We start from the raw sequence: 25873 nt of genomic DNA on the forward strand, positions 1-25873 counted from the left end.
CTCGAAGGACCTAAATTTTGGATGGGCGCTGCAGGATTTGAACCCACGGCAACTTGGTCCGAAGCCAAGCACTCTGTCCAGACTGAGCTAAGCGCCCTACATGACTTCGTCTGTCGTGGATTGTTTTAAATGGATTGATTCGAGGCGGCGACTCCGCGCGATTTATACCCGACCTCCGAACAGTACGGGGTATGTCTCTCGGTACGCGAGCGCGCGGGTTCGCCGAACTCACCCGACCGGGAAACGCCGTCGCCGCCGGCGTCCTCACGTTCACCGGGGCGTTCGTCGCCGGGGCGTCCCCGAGCGACGCGCTCGTCGTCGTCGCGGCGATGCTCGCCACCGTGTTCGCCACGGGCGCGGGCAACGCCATCAACGACTACTTCGACCGCGATATCGACCGCATCAACCGCCCCGACCGGCCGATTCCGCGCGGCGCGGTGACCGCGACCGAGGCGAAGTGGTTCAGCGTCGCGCTGTTCGGCGGGGCGGTCGTCTCGGCGTTCGTCCTCCCGGTCGTCGCCATCGCCATCGCCGTCGTCAACCTCGTCGCGCTCCTCGCGTACACGGAGTTCTTCAAGGGTCTCCCGGGTGTCGGCAACGTCGTCGTCGCCGCGCTCACCGGCTCGACGTTCCTCTTCGGCGGCGCGGCCATCGGCGAGCCGTTGGGCGCGGTCGTCCTCTGTGTACTCGCCGCGCTGGCGACGCTGACCCGCGAAATCGTCAAAGACGTGGAGGACATCGGCGGCGACAGGGAAGAGGGACTGCGGACGCTTCCCATCGTCGTCGGCGAGAAGGCGTCGTTGTGGCTCGGCGCGGTCGTCTTGGTCGTGGCCGTCGCCGCGAGCGCGGTGCCGTTCGTCTGGGGCGGGTTCGGGCTGGCGTACCTCGGAATCGTCGCCCCCGCCGACGCGGTCATGCTCGCGGCCGCGGTTCGGTCGTTCGCCGACCCGGCCGCGGCGCAGCGCCGACTCAAATACGGGATGTTTTTAGCGGCGTTCGCCTTCATCGTCGGACGGGCGACGGCGCAGACTGGAGGAACCATATAAATGTATGCGGACGAACAATCGGTCGGATTCCGGGGAACGCGCCGACGAGCGGGGAGCGTTCTATCCGCCAATCAAAAAGAATATTACCGGCTCACCGCATGGTCGTACTATCCGATGACCCTCGGCGAGCGGAAGCGTCACGCGATTGCGTTCCTCGGAGTCGATACCGTCGAACCGAGGTACCCGCATGTATAAGCTAGGCGCTGACCTCGACGTCGAGGTCGAACCGGGCACGAACCTCCTTCTCGTCGGGCCGCCGCTGACCGGCAAGCGCTCGCTGGCGCTCGACATCCTCGCCGAGGGCACCCGAAACGGCGAGGGCGCGGTTATCGTCACGACCAAAGACGGCGCGGACCGCATCCTCAACGACTTCGGCAAGCGACTCGACTACGAGGGCAAACCCGTCGCAGTCGTCGACTGCGTCACGAAACAGCAGGGCGTCGGCGAGGTCCGCGACGACGAGCGAATCCGATACACGTCGTCGCCGGTCGACATGACCGGAATCGGAATCAAGCTCTCGGAGATTCTCCAGGAGTACTACCAGGACCGCGGTCTGCCGGAGAACCGCATCATGCTCCACTCGCTGTCGACGCTCCTGATGTACGCCGACCTCCAGACCGTCTTCCGGTTCCTCCACGTGTTCACCGGCCGCATCCAGAGCGTCGGCGGCCTCGGCCTGTTCACCATCGACGCCGACGCCCACGACGACCGGACGATGAACACCATCAAACAGCTCTTCGACGGCATCATCACGACTCACGAGGACGCGCCGCCGGACATCCGCATCGCGGACCACTAAGTCGTATCCCCGATTCCGGACTGGGACGGTGGCCGCGCCGCACAGCCGCCCGAGATTTTTATCCGCAGCCGGTCACGTCGTAGGTATGCCCATCACCAGCGACGACGACATCCGCGGGCTGTTCGACGCCGAGACCATCGCGGTCGTCGGCTGTTCGGCCACGCCCGGCAAGCCCGCCCACGACGTCCCGGCGTACATGCAGCGCCACGGCTACCGCGTCGTTCCGGTCAACCCCTTCCACGACGAAATCCTCGGCGAGACGGCGTACGACTCGCTCGCCGACGTGGACGAGAAAATCGACCTCGTGGACGTGTTCCGGCCGTCCGAGGAAGCGGGCGACATCGTCGATGCCGCGATCGAGCGCGCCGACGCCCGCGGCGACGTGGCGGCCGTCTGGCTCCAACTCGGCATCAGCGACGACGACGCGGCCGCCCGCGCCGAGGAGGCGGGGCTCTCGTTCGTCCAGGACAGGTGCTTCAAGGTCGAACACTCGCGGCTCGCCTGAGCGGACGGCGGGGCGACGAGTCGGCCTGAGACGGCCGCTGAACCGCCGTTTTCACCCTTCCCACGACTCGAAGTCGCCGTAGACGCCCTTCGAGAGGTATCGCTCCGAGGAGTCGGGGAAGACGGTGACGACGGCGTCGTACGGGAGGTCGAGGTCGCCGGCGGCGGCGCGCTCGGCCACGTCGACGGCGGCCAGCGAGTTGGCGGCGGCGCTCGACGCGACGAGGTGGCCCTCCTCGGCGGCGAGGCGCTGCATCTCGTCGTGGGTGTCGCGGTCGGCGATTTGGACGATTTCGTCCACCAGCTCGGGGTCGAACAGCTCGTTCGTCGCGGGGTCGTGCGTCCCGATACCCTCGGTCTTGTACGACGCCTCCGCCACGTCGCGGCCGTGGAGCCGGGCGTAGAGCGAGCCCTCGGGTTCCACCGCGGTGACGAACGTGTCCTCGTGGTGCTCGCGGCCGTACCGCGCCATCCCCATGAGCGTGCCCGCGGTGCCGCAGCCGGCGACGAGCGCGCCGACCTCGCCGTCGAGGGCGTCGTAAATTTCGGGCGCGGTCGTCTCGTAGTGCGCCTCGGGGTTGAGCGGGTTTGAGAACTGCTGAGGGACGACGGCGTCGTCGAGTTCGTCGGCGAGCTTGTGCGCGCGGTCGATAGCGCCGCCCATCCCGTCTTCGGTGGGCGTGTTCACCACGTCGGCACCGAGCGCGCGCATGAGCGTCTGTTTTTCCACGCTGAACCGCTCGGGGACGACGAACACCGCGCGGATACCGAGCTGTCCGGCCGCGACGGCGAAGCCGATGCCGGTGTTGCCGGCGGTCGGCTCGACGATGGTGCCGCCCTCGGGGAGTGCGCCCGATTCGAGCATCCGTTCGAGCATGTACGTCCCGATGCGGTCCTTGACGCTCGCGCCCGGGTTGAACGATTCGAGCTTCGCGTAGACGGGCACCTCGTCGGGCGACGCGTGGACTCTGACGAGCGGCGTCTCGCCGACGGCGTCGAGCACCGAGTCGAGGGGGTCGCGGTGCGTGGTCATACGTGGGCAAAAGTTGCCCCTGGCCCTGAACGTTTTCATCCCGGTTCGTCCCCTCGTCGGCGGGCGACTCGCGGCCGGAGCGACTGACGCCGGTCGAAAACAAAGCGTCGTCTTCGGGACTGGCGGCGGGGCTGCGGCGGGGACGGGATGTCGAAAGAGAACGGAGAGAGACGGAGGGGCGGTCGGATTACGCTTCGTCGGTGGTGTCGCTCGATGCGTCGGCATCGGCGTCGGACGCGTCGGCGGTCGCCTCGGTGTCGTCTCCGGCCGAGCCTTCCTCGGCTTCGGAGATGTGCGCCTGCGCGATTGCGGCGTCGAGGTCGACGCCCTGTTCCTCCGCGATGGCTTCGAGAATCGCCCGCTGTTCGGCGTTCTCGGCTTCGAGTCGGTCGACGCGCGACTTCGTCTCGTTGACCGTCTCACGGACCTCGACGACCTGCTCGCGCAGTTCGTTGAGCTTCTTGTACACGTCTTCGGCCATCTCTGCGACCTTCTGGAGCTTCTTCGCGGTGCCTCCGAGTGCCATGTGTCGCCTCTCGGACTCGGGGCTTGTACGACTTCCGGTGCGGTGTCACAGGGAGGGCGGGCGGGAACGCCGAGCGCGGAACTGAGAGACGGGGCCTCAGCCGAGTTCGTTCGGGTCCACCCGGTCGACGACGAACCGGAGGCCGACGAGCGCGACGACGCCGACGAAGACGAGCCCCGCGACGGCGACTTTCGCGCCGACCCCCGCCGTCCCGAGCGCCAGCCGCGCGGCCGTGTTCGCGGGGCTCAATGGAAGGAGCGACGTGCCCGCGAAGACGAGGAGCACGCCGATGGAGTACAGGAGTTGGGCGACCCGGCGGTCGGGCGAGGTAATCGCCACCGCCGCGCCGAGCGTGACGACGACGGCCGAGAGCCCGGCGACCATGCCGAACAGCCACGGGACGCTCTCGATGGTCGACCCGTTCAGTTGGAGGAGGAGCATCCACGCCACCGCCTGCACGGGTGCCAGCCCGCCGGCTGCGAGGAGCTTTCCGTCGACGACGGCCGCGAAGCTCACGGGCGCGACCCGCAGGAGTTCGAGCGTCCCGCGGGCCACCTCCTCCGTGAGCGAGTCGACCACCAGCGACCCGGAGATGAACACGGGCAGGAACAGCAACAGCGGGACGAGCACCGTGTAGGTGAAGCCGAAGTACGGGCTCGAATCCGCCGCCGGCGGGAGTGACAGCGGGTCCGTGGCGAGGAACGCGCTCCGCTCCGCGCGTTCGTTGCGCTCCAGTTCGCGGAGCGCGTCGCGGAGGCGGGTGACGACCGCCGTCGTCTCCACGCCCGTGTCGGGCGCGACCGCCGCGACTCGTATCCTGCCGTCCTCGCCCGTAGACGCCTCTAAGACGGCATCGACCTGCCGTTCTTGGAACGCCGTCATCGCGGCCGACGTGGACGAGTACGGCCGCCCGCTGAGTCCGTCTTCGGTCCCGACGGCGCGAAGCAGGTCCTCGACGGCCTCCTCGTCGCCCGTGACGGCCACGTCCACCTGATAGCTCGCCGCGCCGGGGTCGTACAGCGAGACGAGCCCGACGACGAGGAACGACGAGAACGCCGCGACGAACAGCTGGATGGCCAGCGCCAGCACGATGGTCTTTTCCTTGCGGAGACTGCCGAGTTCGCGCCGGGCGATGGCGAGTCGCGGGCTACCCAAGGGCGCTCACCACCTGGAGGTTGTAGACGAGGTGAATCGCGATTGCGCCCGCGAGCGCGACCCCGTAGGCCGAGCGCCCCCGACTCGCCCCGAAGGCGGTCACGCTGGCGGTCACCGCGTGGAGCGCCAGCGGCGCGAGGAACAGGCCGAGCACGACGAGGGCGCTCACGCCGGTCCCGTCGCCGATACCGACGCCGGAGGGCGCGAAGGCGGTCTGCCCGAGCGTGAGCGACTGCAACCCGGCGAGTTGGGCGATGGCGGTGAACTTCTCGCCGACGAAAAAGCCGAGGCCGGAGAGCCCGCCGAGGACGAGCGACGACCGGAGCGTCCGGGAAAAGCGCGCCTTCTCGAAGGCGGCGAGGACGTGGAGGCTCTTGGCCAACTCCTCGATGACCGCGACCGCGAGGAGAATCATCGGGACGGTCAGGTCCACCGGGAGGACGAACAGCACCGCGATGGCCAGCAGTTCGGCGATGAAGACGAACGGAATCGACAGCGCCGAGAGGGTCGCCACGGAGCGCGCCCGCGAGATGCGACTGTCGAGCGCGTCGAGGAACTTCAGCGGGACCGGCCGCTGGGTGAACATGTCCTCCTCGCGGTAGACGCCGACGCCGAGGAGGAACAGCACGCCCGCGGCGAGGAGAATCGGCCCGACCGAAAACAGGAACTCGCCGAGCGGAATCGACTCGCCGGCGAGGTCGCGGACGACGAGCGTCAGCGGCGAGATGAGCGCGATGGGCGTGACGTTCGTGAAGATGGCCGGGACGAACGTGTACGTCGTCAGGAACACCGACACCGTCACCGTGACGAACGTGAGTTCCTTGAACGAGCGGGCGAACATCGCGCCGACGAACGTCGACGCGAGAAACAGGAGGCCGATGGGGACGACCGCCGCCACCGAGACGACGCCGCCGCCGACCGCGGCCGCGATGGCGATAGTTATCGCGACCGTGCCGAGCAGGTACGGGAGCGTCTTGCCGGCGACGATGTCGCCCGGCGAGATGGGCGCGACGAGGAGCAGTTCGCCGCGGCGGTTGATGCGTTCGTTGAGGATGCTCGACCCGTAGGCCTGAATCACGAAGTTCATCGGCACGAGGAAGGCGAATGCGAGGACGAGCGAGGCGAAGGGGAACGGCGGGCTGATGCTCGCCGGCGACCCGCTGGTGTCGCCGCCGAAGAGGCTCGCCATCCCGCCGAACGACGGGGCGTCGACGCCGCCGTCGTCGGCCGCGGCGGCGTCCGAAGCGTCGGGTCCGTCGGCGGCCGAGTCACCCGCGGTGTCGCCGCCGGTGGTTCCGGTTCCGGTTCCGGCGTCGGTTCCGCCCCCGCCGCCGGTACCGGCGTCACCGCCCCCACCTGCGCCACCGTCGACGCGGCTTCCGGCCGGGACGAGCGCGGCGCGCTCGCGGTACTGGAGGTCGACGACGACCGGGAACGCCGCGGACTGGTTCTCCTCGCGGGCCATCTGTCGCTCGTTGTACGACTGGACCGCGTCGCGGAACGCGCTGTAGGCGGCCCGACCGGTCTGGGTGTCCGCGACCGAGATGTGCGTCTCGCTGACGACGAGTTCGACGTTCGGGTCCGAGACGGGTCGCGGGTCGAGCGTGGACGACTGGTCCACGGCGTCGTAGTAGGGACTGTCGCCGGCGATGCCGACGCGGTAGAGGTCGCGGTCGAGCGCGACCCCGCCGCCGGCCGCCCCGGCCGCGATGCCGCCGGCGACGAGGACGGCGACCAGTCCGATAACGGCGGTCCGGCGGTCGAGCGTCCCCGCCGAGCGCGACACCTCCCAGCGGGCGATTCGGAGAACGGTCCGGGCGTGTGCGACCAGTCGCGTTCGGAGGTCGGTCACGACTGCCCGTTACCTCCGGGGGCGCGCTGTCCGTGCTCACCGGCGACGCCCTCCCCGCCAGCGGCCCGTCCGCGACCGCCCTCGGCCTCGCTCGTCGTCGGCGCTTCGCGGGCGAGTCGGAGGAAGATGTCCTCCAGCGACGCCTCGTCGGTTCGGATGTCGGCGACGCGGCCGCCGGCGGCCTCGGCCGCCTCGCGGAGCGACTCGACGGCCGCCATCTCGTCGACGACGGCGACGTGGCGCTCCTCGCCTTCGCCTCCGACCTCGTCGTCCGCGGGCAGGGTCTCCGGGAGCGGCACGGTCGTGAAGACGCGGTAGGTCGTCTCGCCGTGTTCCGCGCGAATCTCGGGGACCGTCCCGCGGGCGATGATTTCGCCGCGGTTCATGATGACCACGCGGTCGCAGATGGACTCGACGTGAAAGAGGTTGTGCGCGCTGAAGACGACGGTCTTGTCCTCGTCGCGGAGCTCGCGGACGAACTCCAAGACGACGTTCGTCGTCAGGGGGTCGAGGCCGCTGGCCGGTTCGTCGTAGATGAGCAGGTCGGGGTCGTTGACGAGCGACCGGGCGATGGCGACCTTGCGCTTCATCCCCTTCGACATGTCGCCGAGCCGGCGGTCGCGGTATTCGAGGTCGAGGCGGTCGAGCACCGCGCCGGTTCGCTCGTCGGCCACGTCGCGGGGCACGTCGTAGAGGTCGGCGAAGAATCGGAGGTACGACCGCGCGGTCATGTCCTCGTACAGCGGCGACTCCTCGGGGAGAAAGCCGAGTTTGCGCCGCATCGCCGGCTCCTCGGGGTCGTATCCGAGCACCGACGCCGACCCGCCGGTCGGTTCGACGAGCCCGGCGAGCATCTTCAGCGTCGTCGTCTTCCCCGCGCCGTTGGGGCCGACGATGCCGAACACCTCGCCCGACTCGACCGAGAAATCGCTTCCCACGACGGCGGGGAAGTCGCCGTAGGTCTTCCGCAGGTTCTCGACCGTAATCATTGAGAGACCTTCACGCGGGACGGGATAAAAGGGTTCGCGCGGGATTTCAGGTTTGATAGCCTTCTCCTTCGCGGGGCAACAGTTTCGTCTCCTCGCGGTCAAGGTGAGCGTATGCCCGCAGACGACTTCCTCTCGCCGTCGTTCGTCCTCTTCGTCGGCGGATTCGTCGCCGCCGTGTTCCTCTTCGGCGCGCTCATCGCCTTCGTCGCCGCCGCCGGGTCACAGACCGTCGAAGGGTTGGCGCTGGCGCTGGCGGGGCTGGGCGGGCTGTTTCTGGTCGCGGGGGCGGTCGGTGCCGGTGTGATGCGCTATCGCCGCGGTTCGGATTCGGCGTCGAAGACGGCGGCGACCGGAGAGCGCCGTTAGTCGTACTCGTAGAAGCCCTTGCCCGTCTTCTTGCCGAGGTCGCCCGCCGCGACCTTTCGCTTGAGCAGGTACGCCGGCTTGTAGCGGTCGCCGAGTTCCTCGAACAGCGTCTCGGAGGCGTCCAGACAGATGTCGAGGCCGATGTGGTCCGCGAGGGTGAGCGGGCCCATCGGGACGTTCGTGCCGAGGGTCATGCCGCGGTCGATGTCCTCCTTGGAGGCGACGCCCTCGTCGTAGGCGCGGATGCCCTCGTTGAGCCACGGCATGAGGATGCGGTTGGTGACGAAGCCGGGCTTGTCGTCGGACTCCCACGTCTCCTTGCCGAGGTCCTCGGAGAAGTCGTGGGCGAAGGCGACGACCTCGTCGTCGGTCTTCTCGCCGCGGACGACCTCGACGCCCTTCATAATCGGGACGGGGTTCATGAAGTGGAGGCCGACGACGAGGTCGGGGCGCTCGGTCGCGGCCGCGATGGTCGTGATAGAGAGCGTGCTGGTGTTGGTCGCCAGCACGACGCCCTCGGGGACGATGTCGTCGAGGTCGGCGAAGACCTCGCGTTTCACGTCCATGTTCTCGACGGCCGCCTCGACCACGAGGTCGCAGTCGGCGAGGTCCGCGAGCTCGGTCGTCCCCGAGATGCGCCCCTTGGTCGCGTCGGCCTCCGCCGCGGTCAGTTTCTCCTTCGAGACGAACCGCGAGAGGCTGTCGTCGATGGCCGACAGGCCGCGTTCGACGTACTCCGCTTCGAGGTCGCGCATGACCACGTCGTAGCCGGCCATCGCGGCCACCTGCGCGATGCCGTTGCCCATCGTTCCCGCGCCGACGACGCCCACCGTGTCGATATCTTCGGTATCGTACATGTCCGGTTCTGCGCGAGGTGGGGAGGTAAAACTTGCCGATGCGTTCGGAATAGTGACAGACTCGTGACTTTCACGGGAAGACTCAAGTCGGGCGCAAGAATGGGGATATGCAACGGTGACTGGGGTGAACGACGCCGGCAGATACGACGAAGACGACGCGGGCGGGGACGGAGGGGAAGCCGTCTCGGACGCGCGCCGGAGCGACGGCGAGGGCACGAACCGGGCAACCGAGGCGGACGAGGCGAGCGAGGCGGACGAGGGGCCGTCGAACCCCGACGAGGCGCTGACGCACCTGCTCAGACCGCGGGGTCGACGCGCGAGCGACGCCGTGCCGACCGAGCTACAGGACCTGAAGTACGTCGGCCCGGCGACGGCCGAATCCCTCGCCGAGTCGAACATCGACGTGGACGCTATCGTCGACGGCGAGGTGTGCTACCGCGACCTCGTCGCCGCCGGGACGAACCCCGGCGTCGCGGCGAAGATTCGGCGCTGGCACTCGCTTTCGTGGTCGTTCAACTCCGGCGACGACCTCGACCGACGCTCCTCGCAGGTTCGCGGGCTGGGCGACGACGAGCGCGCGTGGGTCGCCGCGAGTTCGGGTGACTGGGACGCCACCGACGAGGCAGGTACCGGTGACGACGAGCGCGACGCCGGCGATTGGACCCCGAGCGGAACGGAGGCGGCGGGGTCGAACGGGCCAGCGCGGGACGGAGACTGGACGCCGTCGGGATCGGACGACGGCGCGGAAGCGCGCTCGGAGCCGACGACGTCGGGCGACTGGACACCGAGCGGGGCAGAGGCGGCGGACGCGTCAGCCGACGGCTCGGGAGACGCGCTCGCGGCCGAGGCGGCGTGGCGCGAGCGGTCGAAGCCGAAGTCGCTGACGACGCTCGCGGGCGTCGGCGAGGACGACGCGGAACTGCTCGCCGAGGCGGGCGTCCGCTCCGTCAGGCGACTCGCCACCGCGGACCCGGAACACGTCGCCGACGCCCTCCGAATCGACCCGACCGTCGTCAGCGCGTGGAAGGCGCAGGCGCGCGACGCGATGGAGTGAGCGTCCCGCCCCGCACGTCCCGAATTTTTACTATCTGAGTAGTAATTTTCATTCGGAGAATCATTTCCCGTAATATTTCGTTACGAACCCCATAACGGACGAATTCGGCAATATCTCCTAAACCACATTAGACGCAGATTTTATATAGGTAGTTACACCACTTTGAATCAGATGATGCCCGGCTCCGACACGGCCGTCGACTCCCCGCAGACGGTATCTCCCGCCCCGACGACGCTCGGGGAACGCTCCCGCCTCGCCGACGATTCACGCCCGACTCGCCGACGCTCCGAGGGGTGGGCCTGATGGCGACGACGGACATCAACACCGCCGACACCGCCCGCGACGTGCGGACCATCGACGGCGTGGTCGACGTCATCGCGACCACCGCGCCCGAGATTCGAACCGGTCTTCCCGGCCGCCGCGTCACCGCCGAGGACGAGAATCCGAGCGGCGAGACGCAGATGGCCGCCGACGTGTTCGCCGACGACCTCCTCTGCGAGCGCATCGGCGCGCTCGAGGGCGTCGGCGAGTACGCCAGCGAAGAGCGCCCCGAGTCCGTCGACGTGGGAACCGGTCGGCTGTCGGTCGCGGTCGACCCCCTCGACGGCTCGTCGAACCTGAAGCCGAACAACACGATGGGGACCATCTTCGCGGTCTACGAGGCCCCGCTGCCGGCCCACGGCCGCGACCTCGTCGCCGCCGGCTACGTCCTCTACGGCCCCGTCATGACGATGGTCGTCGCCCGCAACGGCACCGTCGACGAGTACGTCATCCACGACGACGCGAGCTACGAACTCGTCCGCGAGGACGTCACCCTCCCCGACGAGGGGTCGGTCTACGGCTTCGGCGGCCGCGTCCCCGACTGGACCGACGACTTCGAGACGTTCGCCCGCGAGGTCGAACAGGACGCCTCGCGCAAGCTCCGCTACGGCGGGTCGATGATCGGCGACGTGAACCAGATTCTCACCTACGGCGGCATCTTCGCGTACCCCACGCTGGAGTCCGCCCCCGAGGGCAAACTCCGCGTCCAGTTCGAGGGCTACCCCATCGGCTACGTCATCGAGACGGCCGGCGGCGCGACCTCCGACGGCGCGAAGTCGCTCCTCGACGTGGACAAGGACGACCTCCACGCGCGGACCCCGATGTACGTCGGCAACACCGACCTCGTGGCGAAGCTCGAAGCGGCGCTGGACTGACGCGCGGCCGACCCGTCTATTGGCGGGACTAGTCCGCCGACCCCACCGACCGTCCCGAGCGAACCGAAACGACCGGGCACACTCGTTTTCCGCGGACTCCGTCGTCGACAGCGACCGGTCTCCGGCCAGATAGTCGTCGGCCTCCGTTCGCCCGACCGGCAAATCATACATGGAAAACCATTTTGAATACGGTGGTGCATCACCGAGTATGAAGGTCAGAATCGGCGACGGCGCGACCGGCGACGAGGCCGAGGCCATCGCCAGCGCGCTGGCGCGACACCTCGGGACGGACGTGAGCGTCTTCGTCGGCGACGGCGAGGAGGCCGTCGCGGACGCCGAACCGCCCGCGGACACCTTCCCGCTCGACGACGACATGGGACCAACCGAGCGCGAGGAGAAACTCCGCGAGGAAATCGCCGACATCCTCGGCGGCGGCCCCGAGAAGTACAAACAGCGATTGCCGGAGTCCGGCAAACTGTTCGTCCGCGACCGCCTCGACCGCTGGTTCCCGGAGGGACTGAAGTTCGAAGACGGCAAGTTCGCCAACTTCGACTCGTGGCACGAGAACTCCCCCGAGGTCGACGAGGCGGACCCGAACACCCGGCTGCCCGGCGACGGTCTCCTCACGGGTGCCGCCGAGTTCGAGGGTCGCGACCTCCACTTCATGGCCAACGACTTCACCGTCAAGGCCGGGTCGATGGCCCGCCGCGGCGTCGAGAAGTTCCTCCGCATGCAACAGCGGGCGCTCAAGACCGGCAAGCCGGTGCTCTACCTGATGGACTCCTCGGGCGGCCGCATCGACCAGCAGACCGGCTTCTTCGCCAACCGCGAGGGCATCGGGAAGTACTACTACAACCACTCGATGCTCTCGGGGTACGTCCCGCAGATATGCGTCCTCTACGGGCCGTGTATCGCCGGCGCGGCCTACACGCCCGTCTTCGCCGACTTCACCATCATGGTCGAGGGGATGTCCGCGATGGCCATCGCCTCGCCGCGCATGGTGAAGATGGTCACCGGCGAGGAGATATCCATGCAGGACCTCGGCGGCGCGCGGATGCACGCCGAGGAGTCCGGCAGCGCCGACCTCGTCGCCCGCGACGAGGCGCACGCCCGCGAACTCGTCTCGCAGCTCGTCACCTACCTCCCCGACAAGGCCGGCGAGAAGCCGCCTCGTTCGGAGCCGAAACCGCCGCGGTACTCGCCCGACGGCATCGACGAACTCATCCCCGAGTCGCCGAACCGCCCCTACGACGCCCACGACCTCATCGAGCGCGCCGTCGACGCGGAGTCCGTGTTCGAACTGAAGCCCGACTACGGCAAGGAAATCGTCACCGCGTTCGCCCGCATCGACGGCCGGCCGGTCGGCATCGTCGCCAACCAGCCGACCGAGCGGTCGGGGGCCATCTTCCCCGACGCCGCCGAGAAGGCCGCGGAGTTCATCTGGACCTGCGACGCCTACGAGATTCCGCTTCTCTACCTCTGCGACACGCCCGGCTTCATGGCCGGCTCGCAGGTCGAAAAGGACGCCATCCTGGAGAAGGGCAAGAAGTTCATCTACGCCACGTCGTCGGCGACGGTGCCCAAACAGACCGTCATCGTGCGGAAGGCCTACGGCGCGGGCATCTACGCCATGGGCGGCCCCGCCTACGACCCGGAGAGCGTCATCGCACTCCCCTCGGGCGAAATCGGCATCATGGGTCCGGAAGCCGCCATCAACGCGGTCTACGCGAACAAGCTCGCCGACATCGACGACCCCGAAGAGCGGGCGCGGATGGAAGACGAACTCCGCGAGGAGTACCGCGAGGACATCGACGCCCACCGGATGGCGAGCGAGGTCGTCATCGACGAAATCGTCCCGCCGTCGAGCCTCCGCGACGAGCTCGTCGCCCGCTTCGAGTTCTACGCCGACGTGGACAAGTCGCTTCCCGACAAGAAGCACGGAACGGTTCTCTGAGCCGACCTCGGCGGTTAATGCTCCGTTTTTCCGGCGGGTAATCTCACGGTAACTGACCTAAGCGGCTCGTACTGAGGACGGTCGGGATGCTACGGACCTCATCGTCGGCCGACTCCCGTTCCGTCCCACTCGGTCCCACCCGACCTGTCACGTCCCGGCTTCGGGGCCGTCGCCTGCCGATAGCCCGCCATGAGCCACGAAGTTCCCCTTCCCGAGACGCCCCGAGCGGCACTCGCACACGCGGTAAGCGACGAGCACGTCCTCTGGACCGTGACGATGCTGGCGTTCGTCCTCGACGTGTTGACGACGCTCTACGGGCTCGGCCGAGGCCTCGCCGAACTGAACCCCGTCGTCCTCGCGCTCATCCCCGCGTTCGGCCCGGTGGGCGCGCTCATCTCGCTGAAGCTCGTCGTCCTCGCGGTCGCGGTCGTCGCGTGGCACGTCCTCCCCGGCCGCTACCGCGGCGCGATTCCCATCGGCGTGGCCGTTCCGTGGGGCGTCGCCGGGCTGATGAACACCCAGCTCATCCTCGTCACGGTGTTCGGGTAGGCCGCCGGAGCGACTCGACCAAGACGGCCCACGCGAGCCCCGCGAGCCCGATGTCGCGGGCGAGCACGTCGCCGAACAGGCCGCCCTCCGCGACGAAGACGACCGCGAGGTAGAGACACGTCGCCGACAGCGAGACGGCCGCGACGGCGCTCGCGAGGGCGGTGTAGCGGTCGGCGACGATGGCCGCGCCGAACCCGACTTCGAGGACGCCGTTTGCGAGCATGAACGTCACCGGCGAGACGACGAGCAGCGGCGCAAGCCACGGGACGACGTAGGCCGACCACGAAAGCGGGTCCAGAAGCTTGTGGACGCCCGCGGCGAACACCATCGCGCCGAGGCCGACCCGGGCGACCGTCATCGGCTCCGGGGCGCGGGCGGCGACCGAAGCGGACCAGTCGGCCGCCGAGGCGGCCCGCGCGGAGAGGCCGTCGAAATCCATGTCCCGGCTAGCGACCCCGGGGAGAAAACGGTGCGGGTGGGTCGCGGAGACGCGGGGCGACGCGCCGTGGCTCGACCCAACCCGGCCCGGCCCGGCTCAGGCGTCGTCCGCGTCGGCGGCGAACTCGCGTTTCAGCGACAGCGCCGTCCGCTCGAACTCGCAGACCAGGTCGTCGTCCTGATTGAACACCTCGACTTTCATCGTCACCACGCCGCGCTCGCCGTCGGAGGTCTCGCGCTTGTCGAGGACGGTCGTCTGCGCGCGGAGCGTGTCGCCGTGGAACACCGGGTTCGGGTGGGACACGTCGTCGTAGCTGAGGTTCGCCACGATGGTCCCGTCTGTCGTGTCGGGAACCGAGAGACCGACCGCGAGGCTCATGGTGTAGAGACCGTTGACCAGTCGCTCGCCGAACTGCGAGTCGCCCGCGAACTCGGCGTCGAGGTGGAGCGGCTGCTGGTTCATCGTCATGTCGCAGAAGCGCTGGTTGTCCGACTCCGAGACGGTCCGTCGCTTCTCGTGTTCGATGGTCTGACCGACCTCGAACTCCTCGTAGTATAGCCCGGTCATGGTGAACCGTGTGATAGACCGTGATAAAATCGTGCCGGTCGGCCCTCCGGTGTGACAACTATTGCCCCGAGCGAAACTAGATAACAACCATTATAATTATCCACAATAGAGGATTGCGAAAGCGCCCGATGGCGGCCGATTCGCCGGCCGCGACGGGCGCGGGACAGCGCGTCTGTCTCCCGGCTCAGCCGGCATCCGCCCGGCACGAACCATCATGGCATCCGCAGCACCATCCACCGCGACGGACGACGAACCGACGGAAGAGACAGCCCTCGAGACGGCCCGCCGGCAGCTCGAACGCGCGGCGGCGCACCTCGACGTCGACCCCGGCGTCATCGAGCGGCTCCGACACCCGAATCAGGTCCACCGCGTCTCGGTGCCCCTCGAACGCGACGACGGCTCGACCGCGGTCTACACCGGCTACCGCGCCCAGCACGACAGCGTCCGCGGGCCGTACAAGGGCGGCCTCCGGTTCCACCCCGGCGTGACCGAAGCCGAGTGCATCGGGCTCTCGATGTGGATGACCTGGAAGTGCGCCGTGATGGACCTCCCGTTCGGCGGCGGGAAAGGCGGCATCGTCGTCGACCCCAAGGACCTCTCGACCGACGAGAAAGAGCGGCTCACCCGCCGGTTCGCAGAAGAGCTTCGCCCCTTCATCGGCCCCACGAAGGACATCCCCGCGCCCGACATGGGCACCGACGCCCAGACGATGGCGTGGTTCATGGACGCCTACTCGATGCAGGAAGGCGAGACGACGCCCGGCGTCGTGACGGGGAAGCCGCCTGTGGTCGGCGGGAGCAAGGGCCGCGACACCGCGCCCGGCCGCTCCGTCGCCATCATCGCCCGCGAGGCCATCGACTACCTCGGCTGGGACATCGAAGACACCACCGTCGCGGTCCAAGGGTTCGGGTCCGTCGGCGCGCCCGCAGCGCGCCTCCTCGACGACGAGGGCGCGACCGTCGTCGCCGTCTCCGACGTGAACGGGGCCATCTACGACCCCGACGGCCTCGACACCCGCGACGTGCCGACCCACGAGGAAGAGCCCGAGGCGGTCATGAAGTACGACGCGCCGCGGAAACTCTCGAACGAGGAACTGCTCGAACTCGACGTGGACGTGCTCATCCCGGCGGCCGTCGGGAACGTCCTGACCGCCGAGAACGCCCGCGACGTGCAGGCGAACCTCATCGTCGAGGGCGCGAACGGCCCGACCACCTCCGCCGCGGGCGAAATCTTCGAGGCGCGCGAGCTTCCGGTCGTCCCCGACATCCTCGCCAACGCCGGCGGCGTCACCGTCTCGTACTTCGAGTGGCTGCAGGACCTCAACCACCGCTCGTGGTCGCTCGAACGCGTCCACGACGAACTGGAGACCGAGATGCTCCGCGCGTGGACCGCCGTCCGCGAGCGCGTCGAGGAACACGACGTGACGTGGCGCGACGCCGCCTACATGGTCGCGCTCGAACGCGTCTCCGAGGCCCACGAACACCGCGGCCTCTGGCCCTGAGCCGGGTCGGCGACGAGTCGATATTTCACCGCTCCCCCCGATACACACACCATGCCCCGACGAAGCGTCCTGTTTTCCCCCGGCGACCGACCCGAACTGCTGCGGAAAGCCCCCGGCGCGGGCGCGGACGTGCTCGTCTTCGACCTCGAAGACGCCGTCTCGCCCGACAGGAAAGCCGAGGCTCGGGAGACCGTTTCCGCGGTCCTGTCGGACCCCGACTTCGACCCCGACGCCGAGGTCGCGGTCCGCGTCAACCCCGGCGAGGCCGGCCGCGACGACATCGCCGCCGTCTGCGCCGCCCACCCGCCGGACGCGCTCGTGGTCCCGAAGGCGACGAGCGCCGACGACGTGACGAGCGTCGCCGTCGCGGCCCGCGAGGTCGGCGCGGACTGTCCCGTCATCGCCATCGTCGAGAGCGCGGCGGGCGTCCTCGCCGCCCCCGAGGTCGCGGCCGCGCCCGACACGACCGCCGTCGTCTTCGGCGCGGAGGACTTCGCCGCCGACGTGGGTGCGACTCGGTCCGACGAGGGAACCGAGGTGCTCTACGCCCGCGAGCGCGTCGTCGTCGCGGCCGCGGCCGCCGGCGTCGACGCCATCGACACCCTTCACGTCGACTATCGGGACGAGGCGGGGCTCCGCGAGGACGCCGCGTTCGGTCGACGACTCGGCTACGACGGGAAACTCGCCATCCATCCCGCGCAGGTCCCCGTCATCAACGAGGCGTTCTCGCCCGACGACGAGGACGTCGCGTGGGCCAAGAAGGTGCTCCGCGCCCGCGACGAGGCCGCCAGTGAGGGTCGAGGCGTCTTCGGCGTCGACGGCGAGATGATAGACGCCCCGCTCGTCAAACAGGCCGAGAACATTCTCGACCGCGCCGGCGAGTCGTACTGAGCGCGCTCGGACCGGCGCGACCCCCCGTCGGTCCAACCTCCGTTAGCTGTTACCTTTTATCAATGAGTATGTGTCTCAATAGTGTGGTATGCTAAAATCCCCGCTACGCTTAACCGGATGCCCGGAGCGTATTAGGACATGGCACAAGAGGCGAATCCCTTCGAGAGTCTACAGGAGCAAATCGACGACGCGGCCGCCTACCTCGACGTGCGCGACGACGTTATCGAGCGGCTGAAGAACCCCGAGCGAGTCCTCGAAACGAACCTCGCCGTCGAGATGGACGACGGCGACGTCGAACTGTTTCGCGCCTACCGGTCGCAGTTCAACGGCGACCGCGGCCCGTACAAAGGCGGGATTCGCTACCACCCGAACGTCAGCCGCGACGAGGTGAAGGCGCTGTCCGGCTGGATGGTGTACAAGTGCGCCGTCGTGGACATCCCCTACGGCGGCGGCAAGGGCGGCATCGTCATCGACCCCAAGGCGTACTCCGAGTCCGAACTCGAACGCATCACCCGGTCGTTCGCCAAGGAGCTTCGCCCCCTCATCGGGGAGAACCGCGACATCCCCGCGCCCGACGTGAACACCGGCCAGCGCGAGATGAACTGGATTAAGGACACCTACGAGACCCTCGAAAACACCACCGCACCGGGCGTCATCACGGGGAAGGCGCTCTCGAACGGCGGAAGCGAGGGCCGCGTCGAAGCGACCGGTCGCTCGACGATGCTCACCGCCCGCGAGGCGTTCGACTACCTCGGCCGCGACATCGAGGGCGCGACCGTCGCCGTCCAGGGCTACGGGAACGCCGGCTCCGTCGCCGCGAAGCTCATCGACGACCTCGGCGCGTCAGTCGTCGCCGTCTCCGACTCCTCCGGCGGCATCTACGACGCCGACGGCCTCGACACTCGCGCGGTCAAGCAGTTCAAAAACGAGACCGGCACCGTCTCGGACTACGAGGGAACGGAGGCCATCTCCAACGAGGAGCTTCTCACCCTCGACGTGGACCTGCTCGTCCCCGCCGCGCTGGAGAACGCCATCGACGGCGAGCTCGCCCACGACGTGAACGCGGACGTGGTCGTCGAGGCCGCGAACGGCCCGCTCACGCCGGACGCCGACGACGTGCTCACCGAGCGCGAGGTCCACGTCTTCCCCGACATCCTCGCCAACGCCGGCGGCGTCACCGTCTCGTACTTCGAGTGGGTCCAGAACCGCCAGCGGTTCTACTGGACCGAAGACCGCGTCAACGACGAACTGGAGCGCGTCATCGTCGACGCCTTCGAGGAGCTCGTCGACGCCTACGAGACCCACGACCTGCCGAACTTCCGCACCGCGGCCTACGTCGTCGCCATCCGGCGCGTCGTCGACTCCTACGACTCCGCCGGGAACTGGCCGTAAGGTCGAGTCGGTTCGGCGTCGGTCGTCGCCGCGTGTTCCGACCGTTTCGACCGAGTTTCTGTTTCCGCCGCGGTCGGCGGTGTCGGCGATTCTGTGCATGGTGGTGAATATCACGCGGAGCGTCCGATGCCGGGGGATTCAAGTCGGTGTAGGTCGCGTCATTCATCGATGCGTCAGGACCACCTCATCTCCGCGTCGCACCTCTCGCGGGAGGACATCGAGGCGGTGCTCGACCGCGCGGCCGACATCGACGACGACCCGGCCGCGTTCCGGCAGCGACACGCCGGAAAGGTTCTCGGGCTCTGTTTCTTCGAGCCGAGCACGCGAACTCGGATGAGCTTCGACTCCGCGATGAAACGCCTCGGCGGCCAGACCGTCGATATGGGACCGGTCGAGTCGTCGTCGGTCAAGAAGGGCGAGACGCTCGCCGACACCGTCCGCGTGGTCGAGGGCTACGCGGACGCGCTCGTGCTCCGCCACCCCAGCGAGGGCGCGGCCACGATGGCCGCCGAGTTCGTCGACGTACCGCTCGTCAACGCGGGCGACGGCGCGGGCCAGCACCCGAGCCAGACCTTGCTGGACCTCTACACCATCCGAGAGAACGCCGGCCTCGACGACCTCACCATCGGCATCATGGGCGACCTGAAGTACGGGCGGACGGTCCACTCGCTGGCCGAGGCGCTGACGAACTTCGACGCCAGCCAGCACTTCATCAGCCCCGAGAGCCTGCGGCTCCCCCGGAACGTCCGCTACGACCTCCACGCCTCGGGCGCGCAGGTCAGAGAACACACCGAACTCGACGAGGTGCTCCCCGAACTCGACGTGCTCTACGTGACGCGCATCCAGCGCGAGCGCTTCCCCGACGAAAACGAGTACCGAAAGGTCGCGGGACAGTACCAAATCGACTCGGAGACGCTGGAGGCGGCGGCGGACGACCTCACCGTCATGCACCCGCTCCCCCGCGTGGACGAGATTTCGCCGGACATCGACGACACCGACCACGCGACGTACTTCGAACAGGCCCACAACGGCATCCCGGTCCGGATGGCGCTGTTGGACATCCTCCTCTCCCAAGACCGATGACAGACGACCACCAACTCCGCGTCTCGAAGATTCGAAACGGCACCGTCATCGACCACGTCGCCGCGGGACAGGCGCTCAACGTCCTCGCCATCCTCGGCATCGACGGCACCAGCGGGGAGGCGGTCTCGGTCGGGATGAACGTCCCCTCCGACCGCCTCGGCCGCAAGGACATCGTGAAGGTCGAAGGCCGCGAGCTGAGCCAGTCCGAGGTGGACGTGCTGTCGCTCATCGCGCCCGCCGCGAGCATCAACATCGTCCGCGACTACGACGTGGTCGAGAAGAACCGCGTCGTCCGCCCCGACGCCGTCGCGAGCATCATCTCGTGTCCGAACAGGAACTGCATCTCCAACGCCGACGAACCCATCCGGTCCCGCTTTACGGTCCTCTCGGACGGCGTGCGCTGCGACTACTGCGAGACCATCGTCCGCGAGGACGAAGTCGCGGCCAACCTCGACGTGAACTGACCGGTTTAGGAGTCGTTCGACGCCCTTTTTCCCGCGGCGCTCGCCTGACAGCGGTGGTCCTCGTCGGCGAACTCGACGCCGTCGAACTCGAAGCGCGCGCCGCCGGTCGCCGCCGACCCGACGGAGACGGTCCAGCCGTGGGCCTCCGCGAGCGACCGGACGATGTCGAGACCGAAGCCCGTCCCCTCGGGCGAGGTGGTGAAACCGCGTTCGAACACCCGCGCGGCGACGGCGGCGTCGATGCCGAAGCCGTCGTCTTCGACCGCGAACGTCTCGTCGGCCGGCGACGCGGTGACGCGGACGGTCAGCGCCGGGGTGCGACCGCCCGTGGAACCGTGTTCCACCGAGTTCCGAAACAGGTTCTCGAACAGCCGCTGGAGCCGACCGGGGTCGGCGTGAGCCGTCGCGCCGGACTCGACGACGAGCGTCGCGTCGCCCGTCTCGACCGTGTTCCACGCCCGGCGAGCGACCGCTTCGAGCGAGACGGGCGCGAAATCGATGACCGCCCTTCCGCTTCGGGCCGCGGCCAGCACGTCGTTGACGATGTCGCTGATGCGGGTCAGCGAGGTCGCGACCCGTTCGAGATGTTCGGAGTCGTTGGCCTCCCGTTCGAGGTCGAGAAAGCCCATCGAGATGGAAAGCGGGTTTCGGAGGTCGTGCGAGAGGACCCGGGCGAACTCCCCGAGTCGCTCGTTTTGCTGTGCGAGCTGCTCTTCGTGCTGCCGGCGGGTCGTGATGTCGCGGCCGACGCCGCAGAAGCCGACGACCTCCCCGTCAGGCCCCGTGAGCCGGCGGCCGGTGAGTTGGAACAACAGCGTCTCGTCGTCGGTCGGGAGCCGCGCTTCGACGACGGTCGTCCCCGTCCGCATCACCTCCTCGACGGCGCGCTCGACCGCCGAACGGTCGGCCTCGTGGAAGAACGCGTCGGCCGACATGCCGGTGAGTTCGGCGTCCGACAGGCCGGTGAGTTCCGAGAGTCGCTCGTTCCACGAGACGAGTTTCCCCTCGCGGTCGTAGACGTAGAACACGTCGTCGAGGGCGTCGAGCGCGTCTTCGATGAACCATTCCGTGTCGACTGCCTCCTCGACCGATTCGGCCGTCTCGCGGGCGTCCCGCGTCCTGTGGCGCTCGCGGGCGAGTCGCCGGACCCGCGAGCCGAGCGGGTCTTCGGCGCCGTCGGCACCACCGGCGTCGTCGGCCGTCGCCGTCGCCCGCGCGAGGACTTCCTCGCGGGCGAGGTACGCGTCGATATCCAAGTCGACCAGTTCGGTCACTGAGTGGTCGGCGTCACCGGGCGCGAGGAAGACGACCGGGAGGTCGTCACCGGCCGCGCGAATCTCGCGGAGCAGGGAGACACCGTCACCGTCGGGAAACGCCGAACCGAGAACGAGACAGTCGTACGCGTCGTCGCCGTCGAGGGCGCAGCGAGCGGCGGCGAGCGTCTCGGCCGACTCGACGGCGGCGTTCGAGACCGTCCGCTGGACGGCGCGGGTAATCGCGCGGTCGCCGTCGGCGGAGAGGACGCGGAGCGGAGTATCGAGTTGCATCGGGCGGAGCAGAGGAAACTGAACGAGTGACGGAATGCTCTCAGATAAGATAACGTTTCTGCGCTTTCTGTCATTTAATTAACGCCAGTTCGGAACGTGCATCCAGTTTTTAAATCGCTCGCCACAGTTGCCCCGGTGTCGTAATCACTTAGTGCGGTGCGGTCGAAGTTCTCGGCATGTCCAAGAAGGCCAAACTGGTTCTGGTACTGGCGCTCGTGGCGGTCCTCTACACCGTGTTCTCCGGGAGCGGAGACACCGTCGAAGTCGAAATCGAAGAGTAACCACCTTTTCGCGTGCTCGGCCGCGTTCGGCCGGGTTCGCCTCACTCGCGGCCGGTCAGTGACGACGCCCGAAGAGGAGGTGCACGCCCGAGAGCGAACGACTTACCCGCCGCCCGCGCGAAGGCGGAGCCATGTACGGGGTCGTCACGCGCAACGAGGAAGAAGTCGACTGGCCGGAGTTCGACCGCGGCTTCTACGAGGTCAAGGACGTCACCGGCCGGGCGGCCGAACCGCTGTCGAACGCCGTCAACATGATATCGTGTTTCGGCGACAACGCCGCCGCCAACGAGAGCCCCGAGTTGGTCCCCGTCGACGGCGAGGGGAACCCGGCGACGCGGGACCGAACGTACTTCGACTGGGCGTACATCTGCCCGACGAACGAGAAGTACCGCGCCGGCCTGCTCGAAATCGTCGAGGACGCCGCCGCGGCCAACGGCGACGTTCGCCTCGACGACGTCGGCTTCCCGCGCGACGAGTACTGCCGGTGTGACCGGTGTACCTCGCAGTTCGAGGCGTGGGCCGTCGACCGCGGCCGCGACGCCGACGACGAGGACGCCTGGTTCGAGTGGCGCGCCGAGGTCATCACCGACTTCGTCGCCGACGCGGCCGAGCGCGTCCCCGGTCGCCTGTATCTCACGCTCTATCCCGACCCCTATCCGGGCCACCTCTACCGCCGCGCCGGCCTCGACATCGAGGCGCTCTCGGCGCACGTCGACGAGTTCGTCGTCCCGCTCTACGACACCAACTACGGGACGACCTACTGGCTCGAAACCATCGCCCGCGGCTTCGTCTCGCTTTTGGAGCCCTACGACGTCGACTTCTCGCTCGAACTGTACGCCGTGAACGTGGACGTGGACGACCTCATCCACGCCATCGAGGTCGCGGACGAGTACGCGAAGGACGTGCTGTTCGGCTACGACGCGAGCAACGCCGCCGCGACGCTCCGCCGGATGACCGCCGACGGCTCTCGCGGGAAGACCTACCACCCCGAAGACGCGACCCGCTGAGCCGGCCGCTGTTCGCCGTCCCGAGCCGCGGGGACGGTCGCGGGTGCCCTCGGGAGTTTCAGAACGCGCCGGCGAGGTAGCCGATGACGACGATGCCGAGGAGGAAGACGAGCGCCGCGAACGCGAACAGGGCGAACATGAGTCGCCGCTGTCCGCTCGTCGGTTGTGCCATGGGCGTTCTCCGGACCGCACCCACTTATGATAGTCGGCGCTCCGGACGGTCCCGTCCGGGCGGGCGAGCTCCGGCGGCGAAAAAACGGGGCTCTGCGCGGGTCGGCTACGGGACGACGTAGCCGCCGTCGACGACCATCGGGTGGCCGGTGACGAACGACGCGTCGTCGGAACAGAGGTAGACGACGGCGCTGGCAACCTCCTCGGGTTTGCCGAGGCGGCCGATTGGCTCGTCTTCGAGCAGTCCGGCCCTCGCCTCGTCGTTGCCGGCGGTGAATCGCTCTATCATCGGCGTCTCGATGACGCCCGGACAGACCGCGTTGACGCGGACGTTCTCGGCCGCCACTTCGAGCGCCGCCGAGCGGGTCAACCCGATGACGCCGTGTTTGGCGGCGTAGTAGTGCGCGAGGTTCGCGCCGCCGGTCAGTCCCGCCACGGAAGACGTGTTGACGATGGCGCCCCCGCCGTTCTCGACGAGACGGGGAATCTCGTACTTCAGGCCGAGGAACACGCCGGTCAGGTTGATGTCGATGACCCGCTGGAAGTCCTCGATGGACATCTCGGCGATGGGGCCCGGCGTCCCCTCGATGCCCGCGTTGTTGTGCGCGAAGTCGAGGCCGCCGAACTCGCTTACCGCCCTGTCGACGAGGCTCGCCACGTCGCTTTCCTTCGAGCTATCGGCCTCGAAGAATGCGGCGTCGCCGCCCTCGCTTTCTATCTCTCGGACGACCTGCTCGCCGGCGTCCACCTGCACGTCCGAGAGCGCGACCATCGCGCCCTCCTCGGCGAACCGGAGCGCGGTCGCCCGACCGATACCCGACGCCGCGCCCGTGACGAGCGCGACTTTCCCATCGATTCCCTTCATGATATCACCACGACCCGCCGGCCGCGTGGGCGGCGCGGTCGTGCGTGCCAGTAGGTGTCACTCGGAAATAACGCCTCTTCAGGGACGCGTGACGCTCTCGCAGCCGAGAAAAACCGATTACTTCGCCCCGCGCTCAGCGACCGACGGCTCAGTCGAGGTCTTCGATGGGCTCCGCGTTACCGAAGTACGGGTCGGGACCGTCGCCGGGGGCCGCCCAGTCGACGGCGTTGTCGAGGACGGTCCGAACCTCCTCCTGCTCGTAGATGGGGTAGGTCTCGTGACCCGGCCGGAAGTAGAAGACGCGGCCCTTGCCGCGGGTGTAACAACAGCCGGAGCGGAACACCTCGCCGCCCTCGAACCACGACGTGAAGACGAGTTCGTCCGGCGCGGGGATGTCGAACCGCTCGCCGTACATCTCGGCGCGGGGGACCTCGAACGACTCGGGAAGTCCGTCGGCGATGGGGTGGCCGGGCTCGACGACCCAGACGCGCTCTTTCTCGCCCGACTCGCGCCACTTCAGCGAGCAGGTCGTCCCCATCAGGCGCTTGAACGGCTTGGAGTAGTGGCCCGAGTGGAGGACGAGCAGGCCCATCCCGTCGCGGACGCGGTCGACCACGCGGTCGACGATTGCGTCGTCCACCTCGTCGTGGGCCTTGTGCCCCCACCACGCCAGCACGTCGGTGTCGTCGAGGACCGACTCGGTGAGGCCGTGTTCGGGCTCGTCCAGCGTGGCGGTCTGCACGTCGTAACCCGCCTCGCGGAGCCCCTCGGCTATCGTCGCGTGGATGCCGTCGGGGTAGATTTCGGCGACCTCGTCGTTTTCCTTCTCGTGTCGGTACTCGTTCCAGACGGTGACGGTGACCATACTCCCGCCGTCGCCGGGCGGCGACAAGTATGCACCGACAGCGAAATGCGCCGAAGGCGAAGGCGAGGGCGGCCCGTGGCGGTCCCCCGCCGAGTCGGCTACTTGCCTTCGAACTCCGGTTCCCGCCGGCTCATGAACGACTCCACGCCCTCGGCGTGGTCGTCGGTCCCGAACATGACCGCCTGCGCCGACGCCTCGTGTTCGATGGCCGCCTCGATGGAGTCGTCGGGGCGGCGCAGCAGGCGCTTGGAGGCGGTGAGCGCCTTCGTCGGGCCGCCGGCGATGCGCTCCGTGAGGGCGTCGAGTTCCGCCTCGAACTCGTCCTCGTCGGCGACGCGGTTCACGACGCCGAGTTCCAGCGCCCGCTCGGGGCCGAGTTTCTCGCCCGTGTAGACGAGTTCCATGGCGACGTTGCGCCCGACGAGTCTGGGAAGGAGGTACGACAGCCCGGAGTCGACCGCGAGGCCGACCCGGCGGAAGCCGAAGCCGACGGAGGCGTCTTCGCGGAGGAGTTGGAGGTCGCAGGCGATGGCGAGCGCGCCGCCCGCGCCCACGGCCGGGCCGTCGATGGCCGCGACCGTCGGCAGGTCGCACTCGTAGACGCGGCGCACGCAGTCGGCGGTGTCGCGGACGACGTGGTCGACCGCCTCGGGGAGCGTCATCGCGTCGGCCTGTAGCTCCAGCATGGCGTTCACGTCGCCGCCGGCGCAGAACGCGCCCGCCTCGTCGCTGCCGCGGAGGACGACACAGCGCGCCTCGTCGGGGAGCGAGCCCAGCGCCTCGCGCACGCCGGCGGTGACTTCGACCGTCAGCGCGTTCCGAACCGCCGGGGCGTCCAGCGTCACCGTCGCCACGCCGTCGTCGAGCGCGAGCCGTACCGCGTCGGAGTCGAGTTCGACCTCGGTCATCCCCCGGTTCGA

26 protein-coding genes and 1 tRNA gene are annotated in these 25873 nt (G+C 68.5%); 14 read left to right on the top strand and 13 right to left on the bottom strand.

The window, feature by feature from the left end; all coding sequences use genetic code 11:
* Window positions 1–22: 22 nt before the first annotated feature.
* Window positions 23–97: transfer RNA gene (locus C5C07_RS07605), tRNA-Arg, on the bottom strand.
* 94 nt (window positions 98–191) lie between these two features.
* Between C5C07_RS07605 and C5C07_RS07610 the strand changes: the two genes are divergently transcribed.
* The 3 genes from C5C07_RS07610 (at window position 192) to C5C07_RS07620 (ending at window position 2350) form a co-directional block, all read left to right on the top strand.
* On the top strand, window positions 192–1046 hold the full coding sequence (locus tag C5C07_RS07610; RefSeq protein WP_004977074.1) for a geranylgeranylglycerol-phosphate geranylgeranyltransferase: 855 nt from the start codon (window positions 192–194) through the stop codon (window positions 1044–1046).
* Window positions 1047–1233: 187 nt separating this feature from the next.
* Window positions 1234–1845: a hypothetical protein gene (locus C5C07_RS07615; RefSeq protein WP_004977073.1), complete on the top strand. Its 612-nt coding sequence runs from the start codon at window positions 1234–1236 to the stop codon at window positions 1843–1845.
* Window positions 1846–1930: 85 nt separating this feature from the next.
* Window positions 1931–2350 carry a CoA-binding protein gene (locus C5C07_RS07620; RefSeq protein ID WP_115804821.1) on the top strand — a complete coding sequence of 140 codons (420 nt, stop codon included), beginning with the start codon at window positions 1931–1933 and terminating at the stop codon, window positions 2348–2350.
* A gap of 51 nt (window positions 2351–2401) precedes the next feature.
* Here the strand turns inward: C5C07_RS07620 and C5C07_RS07625 are convergent, their stop codons facing one another.
* The 5 genes from C5C07_RS07625 to C5C07_RS07645 all read right to left on the bottom strand — a co-directional run bounded on the left by C5C07_RS07625 (window position 2402) and on the right by C5C07_RS07645 (window position 7904).
* Window positions 2402–3382 (bottom strand): PLP-dependent cysteine synthase family protein, encoded by a 981-nt coding sequence (locus C5C07_RS07625; protein WP_004977071.1) that lies wholly within the window; start codon window positions 3380–3382, stop codon window positions 2402–2404.
* Window positions 3383–3569: 187 nt separating this feature from the next.
* Window positions 3570–3908 carry a DUF5798 family protein gene (locus C5C07_RS07630; RefSeq protein WP_004977070.1) on the bottom strand — a complete coding sequence of 113 codons (339 nt, stop codon included), beginning with the start codon at window positions 3906–3908 and terminating at the stop codon, window positions 3570–3572.
* A 96-nt stretch (window positions 3909–4004) separates the two neighbouring features.
* Window positions 4005–5063, bottom strand: coding sequence for an ABC transporter permease (locus C5C07_RS07635; RefSeq protein ID WP_115804822.1), 1059 nt, complete (start codon window positions 5061–5063; stop codon window positions 4005–4007).
* The gene (locus C5C07_RS07640) at window positions 5056–6915 is read right to left on the bottom strand and encodes an ABC transporter permease (RefSeq protein WP_115804823.1); all 1860 of its coding nucleotides are present in this window, start codon (window positions 6913–6915) and stop codon (window positions 5056–5058) included. Before C5C07_RS07640 ends, C5C07_RS07635 begins: the two co-directional genes overlap by 8 nt.
* Window positions 6912–7904, bottom strand: coding sequence for an ABC transporter ATP-binding protein (locus tag C5C07_RS07645; protein WP_004977067.1), 993 nt, complete (start codon window positions 7902–7904; stop codon window positions 6912–6914). Before C5C07_RS07645 ends, C5C07_RS07640 begins: the two co-directional genes overlap by 4 nt.
* Before the next feature lie 111 nt (window positions 7905–8015).
* Between C5C07_RS07645 and C5C07_RS07650 the strand changes: the two genes are divergently transcribed.
* Window positions 8016–8270, top strand: coding sequence for a hypothetical protein (locus tag C5C07_RS07650; RefSeq protein WP_004977066.1), 255 nt, complete (start codon window positions 8016–8018; stop codon window positions 8268–8270).
* Here the strand turns inward: C5C07_RS07650 and C5C07_RS07655 are convergent.
* Entirely contained in the window at window positions 8267–9127 is an 861-nt protein-coding gene (locus C5C07_RS07655) for a 3-hydroxyacyl-CoA dehydrogenase family protein (protein WP_115804824.1), read from the bottom strand. The two genes, C5C07_RS07650 and C5C07_RS07655, sit on opposite strands and share 4 nt — an antisense overlap.
* Window positions 9128–9251: 124 nt before the next feature.
* Between C5C07_RS07655 and C5C07_RS07660 the strand changes: the two genes are divergently transcribed.
* The 4 genes from C5C07_RS07660 (at window position 9252) to C5C07_RS07675 (ending at window position 13880) form a co-directional block, all read left to right on the top strand.
* Window positions 9252–10181, top strand: a complete 930-nt coding sequence (locus C5C07_RS07660) for a helix-hairpin-helix domain-containing protein (protein WP_004977064.1) — start codon at window positions 9252–9254, stop codon at window positions 10179–10181.
* Window positions 10182–10483: 302 nt separating this feature from the next.
* Entirely contained in the window at window positions 10484–11377 is an 894-nt protein-coding gene (locus tag C5C07_RS07665; protein ID WP_004977061.1) for a class 1 fructose-bisphosphatase, read from the top strand.
* 208 nt (window positions 11378–11585) lie between these two features.
* Complete coding sequence (locus C5C07_RS07670; protein WP_004977059.1) at window positions 11586–13331, top strand: acyl-CoA carboxylase subunit beta; 1746 nt, start codon at window positions 11586–11588, stop codon at window positions 13329–13331.
* A gap of 189 nt (window positions 13332–13520) precedes the next feature.
* Window positions 13521–13880 (top strand): DUF5658 family protein, encoded by a 360-nt coding sequence (locus C5C07_RS07675; protein ID WP_004977058.1) that lies wholly within the window; start codon window positions 13521–13523, stop codon window positions 13878–13880.
* Here C5C07_RS07675 and C5C07_RS07680 read toward each other — a convergent pair.
* Entirely contained in the window at window positions 13864–14319 is a 456-nt protein-coding gene (locus tag C5C07_RS07680; RefSeq protein WP_004977055.1) for a DoxX family membrane protein, read from the bottom strand. The two genes, C5C07_RS07675 and C5C07_RS07680, sit on opposite strands and share 17 nt — an antisense overlap.
* 96 nt (window positions 14320–14415) lie before the next feature.
* A complete protein-coding gene (locus C5C07_RS07685) occupies window positions 14416–14916 on the bottom strand; it encodes a MaoC family dehydratase (protein WP_338072316.1) in 501 nt (166 codons plus the stop codon).
* Between the two features lie 184 nt (window positions 14917–15100).
* On the opposite strand from C5C07_RS07685, the gene gdhB reads away from it, so the two are divergent.
* The 5 genes from gdhB (at window position 15101) to pyrI (ending at window position 20217) form a co-directional block, all read left to right on the top strand.
* Window positions 15101–16387 (top strand): glutamate dehydrogenase GdhB, encoded by a 1287-nt coding sequence (gene gdhB / locus C5C07_RS07690; RefSeq protein ID WP_004977053.1) that lies wholly within the window; start codon window positions 15101–15103, stop codon window positions 16385–16387.
* Window positions 16388–16438: 51 nt separating this feature from the next.
* Window positions 16439–17278 carry a CoA ester lyase gene (locus tag C5C07_RS07695; protein WP_115804826.1) on the top strand — a complete coding sequence of 280 codons (840 nt, stop codon included), beginning with the start codon at window positions 16439–16441 and terminating at the stop codon, window positions 17276–17278.
* A gap of 138 nt (window positions 17279–17416) precedes the next feature.
* Window positions 17417–18670, top strand: coding sequence for a Glu/Leu/Phe/Val dehydrogenase (locus C5C07_RS07700; protein ID WP_050459045.1), 1254 nt, complete (start codon window positions 17417–17419; stop codon window positions 18668–18670).
* Window positions 18671–18838: 168 nt separating this feature from the next.
* The gene (gene pyrB / locus C5C07_RS07705) at window positions 18839–19753 is read left to right on the top strand and encodes an aspartate carbamoyltransferase (protein WP_004977050.1); all 915 of its coding nucleotides are present in this window, start codon (window positions 18839–18841) and stop codon (window positions 19751–19753) included.
* Window positions 19750–20217, top strand: a complete 468-nt coding sequence (pyrI, locus tag C5C07_RS07710) for an aspartate carbamoyltransferase regulatory subunit (RefSeq protein WP_004977049.1) — start codon at window positions 19750–19752, stop codon at window positions 20215–20217. Before pyrB ends, pyrI begins: the two co-directional genes overlap by 4 nt.
* 5 nt (window positions 20218–20222) lie before the next feature.
* Here the strand turns inward: pyrI and C5C07_RS07715 are convergent, their stop codons facing one another.
* On the bottom strand, window positions 20223–21764 hold the full coding sequence (locus C5C07_RS07715) for an ATP-binding protein (RefSeq protein ID WP_115804827.1): 1542 nt from the start codon (window positions 21762–21764) through the stop codon (window positions 20223–20225).
* Between the two features lie 412 nt (window positions 21765–22176).
* On the opposite strand from C5C07_RS07715, the gene C5C07_RS07720 reads away from it, so the two are divergent.
* On the top strand, window positions 22177–23052 hold the full coding sequence (locus C5C07_RS07720) for a hypothetical protein (RefSeq protein WP_004977047.1): 876 nt from the start codon (window positions 22177–22179) through the stop codon (window positions 23050–23052).
* A 277-nt stretch (window positions 23053–23329) separates the two neighbouring features.
* Here the strand turns inward: C5C07_RS07720 and C5C07_RS07725 are convergent, their stop codons facing one another.
* The 3 genes from C5C07_RS07725 to C5C07_RS07735 all read right to left on the bottom strand — a co-directional run bounded on the left by C5C07_RS07725 (window position 23330) and on the right by C5C07_RS07735 (window position 25861).
* Window positions 23330–24088, bottom strand: a complete 759-nt coding sequence (locus C5C07_RS07725; RefSeq protein ID WP_050459048.1) for a glucose 1-dehydrogenase — start codon at window positions 24086–24088, stop codon at window positions 23330–23332.
* A gap of 148 nt (window positions 24089–24236) precedes the next feature.
* Window positions 24237–24953: a ThuA domain-containing protein gene (locus C5C07_RS07730; protein ID WP_004977044.1), complete on the bottom strand. Its 717-nt coding sequence runs from the start codon at window positions 24951–24953 to the stop codon at window positions 24237–24239.
* 98 nt (window positions 24954–25051) lie between these two features.
* Window positions 25052–25861: an enoyl-CoA hydratase/isomerase family protein gene (locus C5C07_RS07735; protein ID WP_004977043.1), complete on the bottom strand. Its 810-nt coding sequence runs from the start codon at window positions 25859–25861 to the stop codon at window positions 25052–25054.
* Window positions 25862–25873: the final 12 nt, after the last annotated feature.

It is taken from the genome of Haloferax sp. Atlit-4N, from assembly GCF_003383025.1.
Taxonomy (GTDB): domain Archaea; phylum Halobacteriota; class Halobacteria; order Halobacteriales; family Haloferacaceae; genus Haloferax; species Haloferax gibbonsii.

What these genes read in the sequence shown, in the direction of transcription:
- C5C07_RS07655 (WP_115804824.1), bottom strand. Translation starts at nt 9,127, where the DNA reads ATGTACGATACCGAAGATATCGACACGGTGGGCGTCGTCGGCGCGGGA.
- C5C07_RS07715 (WP_115804827.1), bottom strand. Translation starts at nt 21,764, where the DNA reads ATGCAACTCGATACTCCGCTCCGCGTCCTCTCCGCCGACGGCGACCGC.
- C5C07_RS07650 (WP_004977066.1), top strand. Translation starts at nt 8,016, where the DNA reads ATGCCCGCAGACGACTTCCTCTCGCCGTCGTTCGTCCTCTTCGTCGGC.
- C5C07_RS07725 (WP_050459048.1), bottom strand. Translation starts at nt 24,088, where the DNA reads ATGAAGGGAATCGATGGGAAAGTCGCGCTCGTCACGGGCGCGGCGTCG.
- pyrI (WP_004977049.1), top strand. Translation starts at nt 19,750, where the DNA reads ATGACAGACGACCACCAACTCCGCGTCTCGAAGATTCGAAACGGCACC.
- C5C07_RS07730 (WP_004977044.1), bottom strand. Translation starts at nt 24,953, where the DNA reads ATGGTCACCGTCACCGTCTGGAACGAGTACCGACACGAGAAGGAAAAC.
- C5C07_RS07670 (WP_004977059.1), top strand. Translation starts at nt 11,586, where the DNA reads ATGAAGGTCAGAATCGGCGACGGCGCGACCGGCGACGAGGCCGAGGCC.
- C5C07_RS07645 (WP_004977067.1), bottom strand. Translation starts at nt 7,904, where the DNA reads ATGATTACGGTCGAGAACCTGCGGAAGACCTACGGCGACTTCCCCGCC.
- C5C07_RS07630 (WP_004977070.1), bottom strand. Translation starts at nt 3,908, where the DNA reads ATGGCACTCGGAGGCACCGCGAAGAAGCTCCAGAAGGTCGCAGAGATG.
- C5C07_RS07615 (WP_004977073.1), top strand. Translation starts at nt 1,234, where the DNA reads ATGTATAAGCTAGGCGCTGACCTCGACGTCGAGGTCGAACCGGGCACG.
- C5C07_RS07625 (WP_004977071.1), bottom strand. Translation starts at nt 3,382, where the DNA reads ATGACCACGCACCGCGACCCCCTCGACTCGGTGCTCGACGCCGTCGGC.
- C5C07_RS07665 (WP_004977061.1), top strand. Translation starts at nt 10,484, where the DNA reads ATGGCGACGACGGACATCAACACCGCCGACACCGCCCGCGACGTGCGG.
- C5C07_RS07620 (WP_115804821.1), top strand. Translation starts at nt 1,931, where the DNA reads ATGCCCATCACCAGCGACGACGACATCCGCGGGCTGTTCGACGCCGAG.
- C5C07_RS07695 (WP_115804826.1), top strand. Translation starts at nt 16,439, where the DNA reads ATGCCCCGACGAAGCGTCCTGTTTTCCCCCGGCGACCGACCCGAACTG.
- gdhB (WP_004977053.1), top strand. Translation starts at nt 15,101, where the DNA reads ATGGCATCCGCAGCACCATCCACCGCGACGGACGACGAACCGACGGAA.
- C5C07_RS07675 (WP_004977058.1), top strand. Translation starts at nt 13,521, where the DNA reads ATGAGCCACGAAGTTCCCCTTCCCGAGACGCCCCGAGCGGCACTCGCA.
- pyrB (WP_004977050.1), top strand. Translation starts at nt 18,839, where the DNA reads ATGCGTCAGGACCACCTCATCTCCGCGTCGCACCTCTCGCGGGAGGAC.
- C5C07_RS07680 (WP_004977055.1), bottom strand. Translation starts at nt 14,319, where the DNA reads ATGGATTTCGACGGCCTCTCCGCGCGGGCCGCCTCGGCGGCCGACTGG.
- C5C07_RS07735 (WP_004977043.1), bottom strand. Translation starts at nt 25,861, where the DNA reads ATGACCGAGGTCGAACTCGACTCCGACGCGGTACGGCTCGCGCTCGAC.
- C5C07_RS07610 (WP_004977074.1), top strand. Translation starts at nt 192, where the DNA reads ATGTCTCTCGGTACGCGAGCGCGCGGGTTCGCCGAACTCACCCGACCG.
- C5C07_RS07700 (WP_050459045.1), top strand. Translation starts at nt 17,417, where the DNA reads ATGGCACAAGAGGCGAATCCCTTCGAGAGTCTACAGGAGCAAATCGAC.
- C5C07_RS07720 (WP_004977047.1), top strand. Translation starts at nt 22,177, where the DNA reads ATGTACGGGGTCGTCACGCGCAACGAGGAAGAAGTCGACTGGCCGGAG.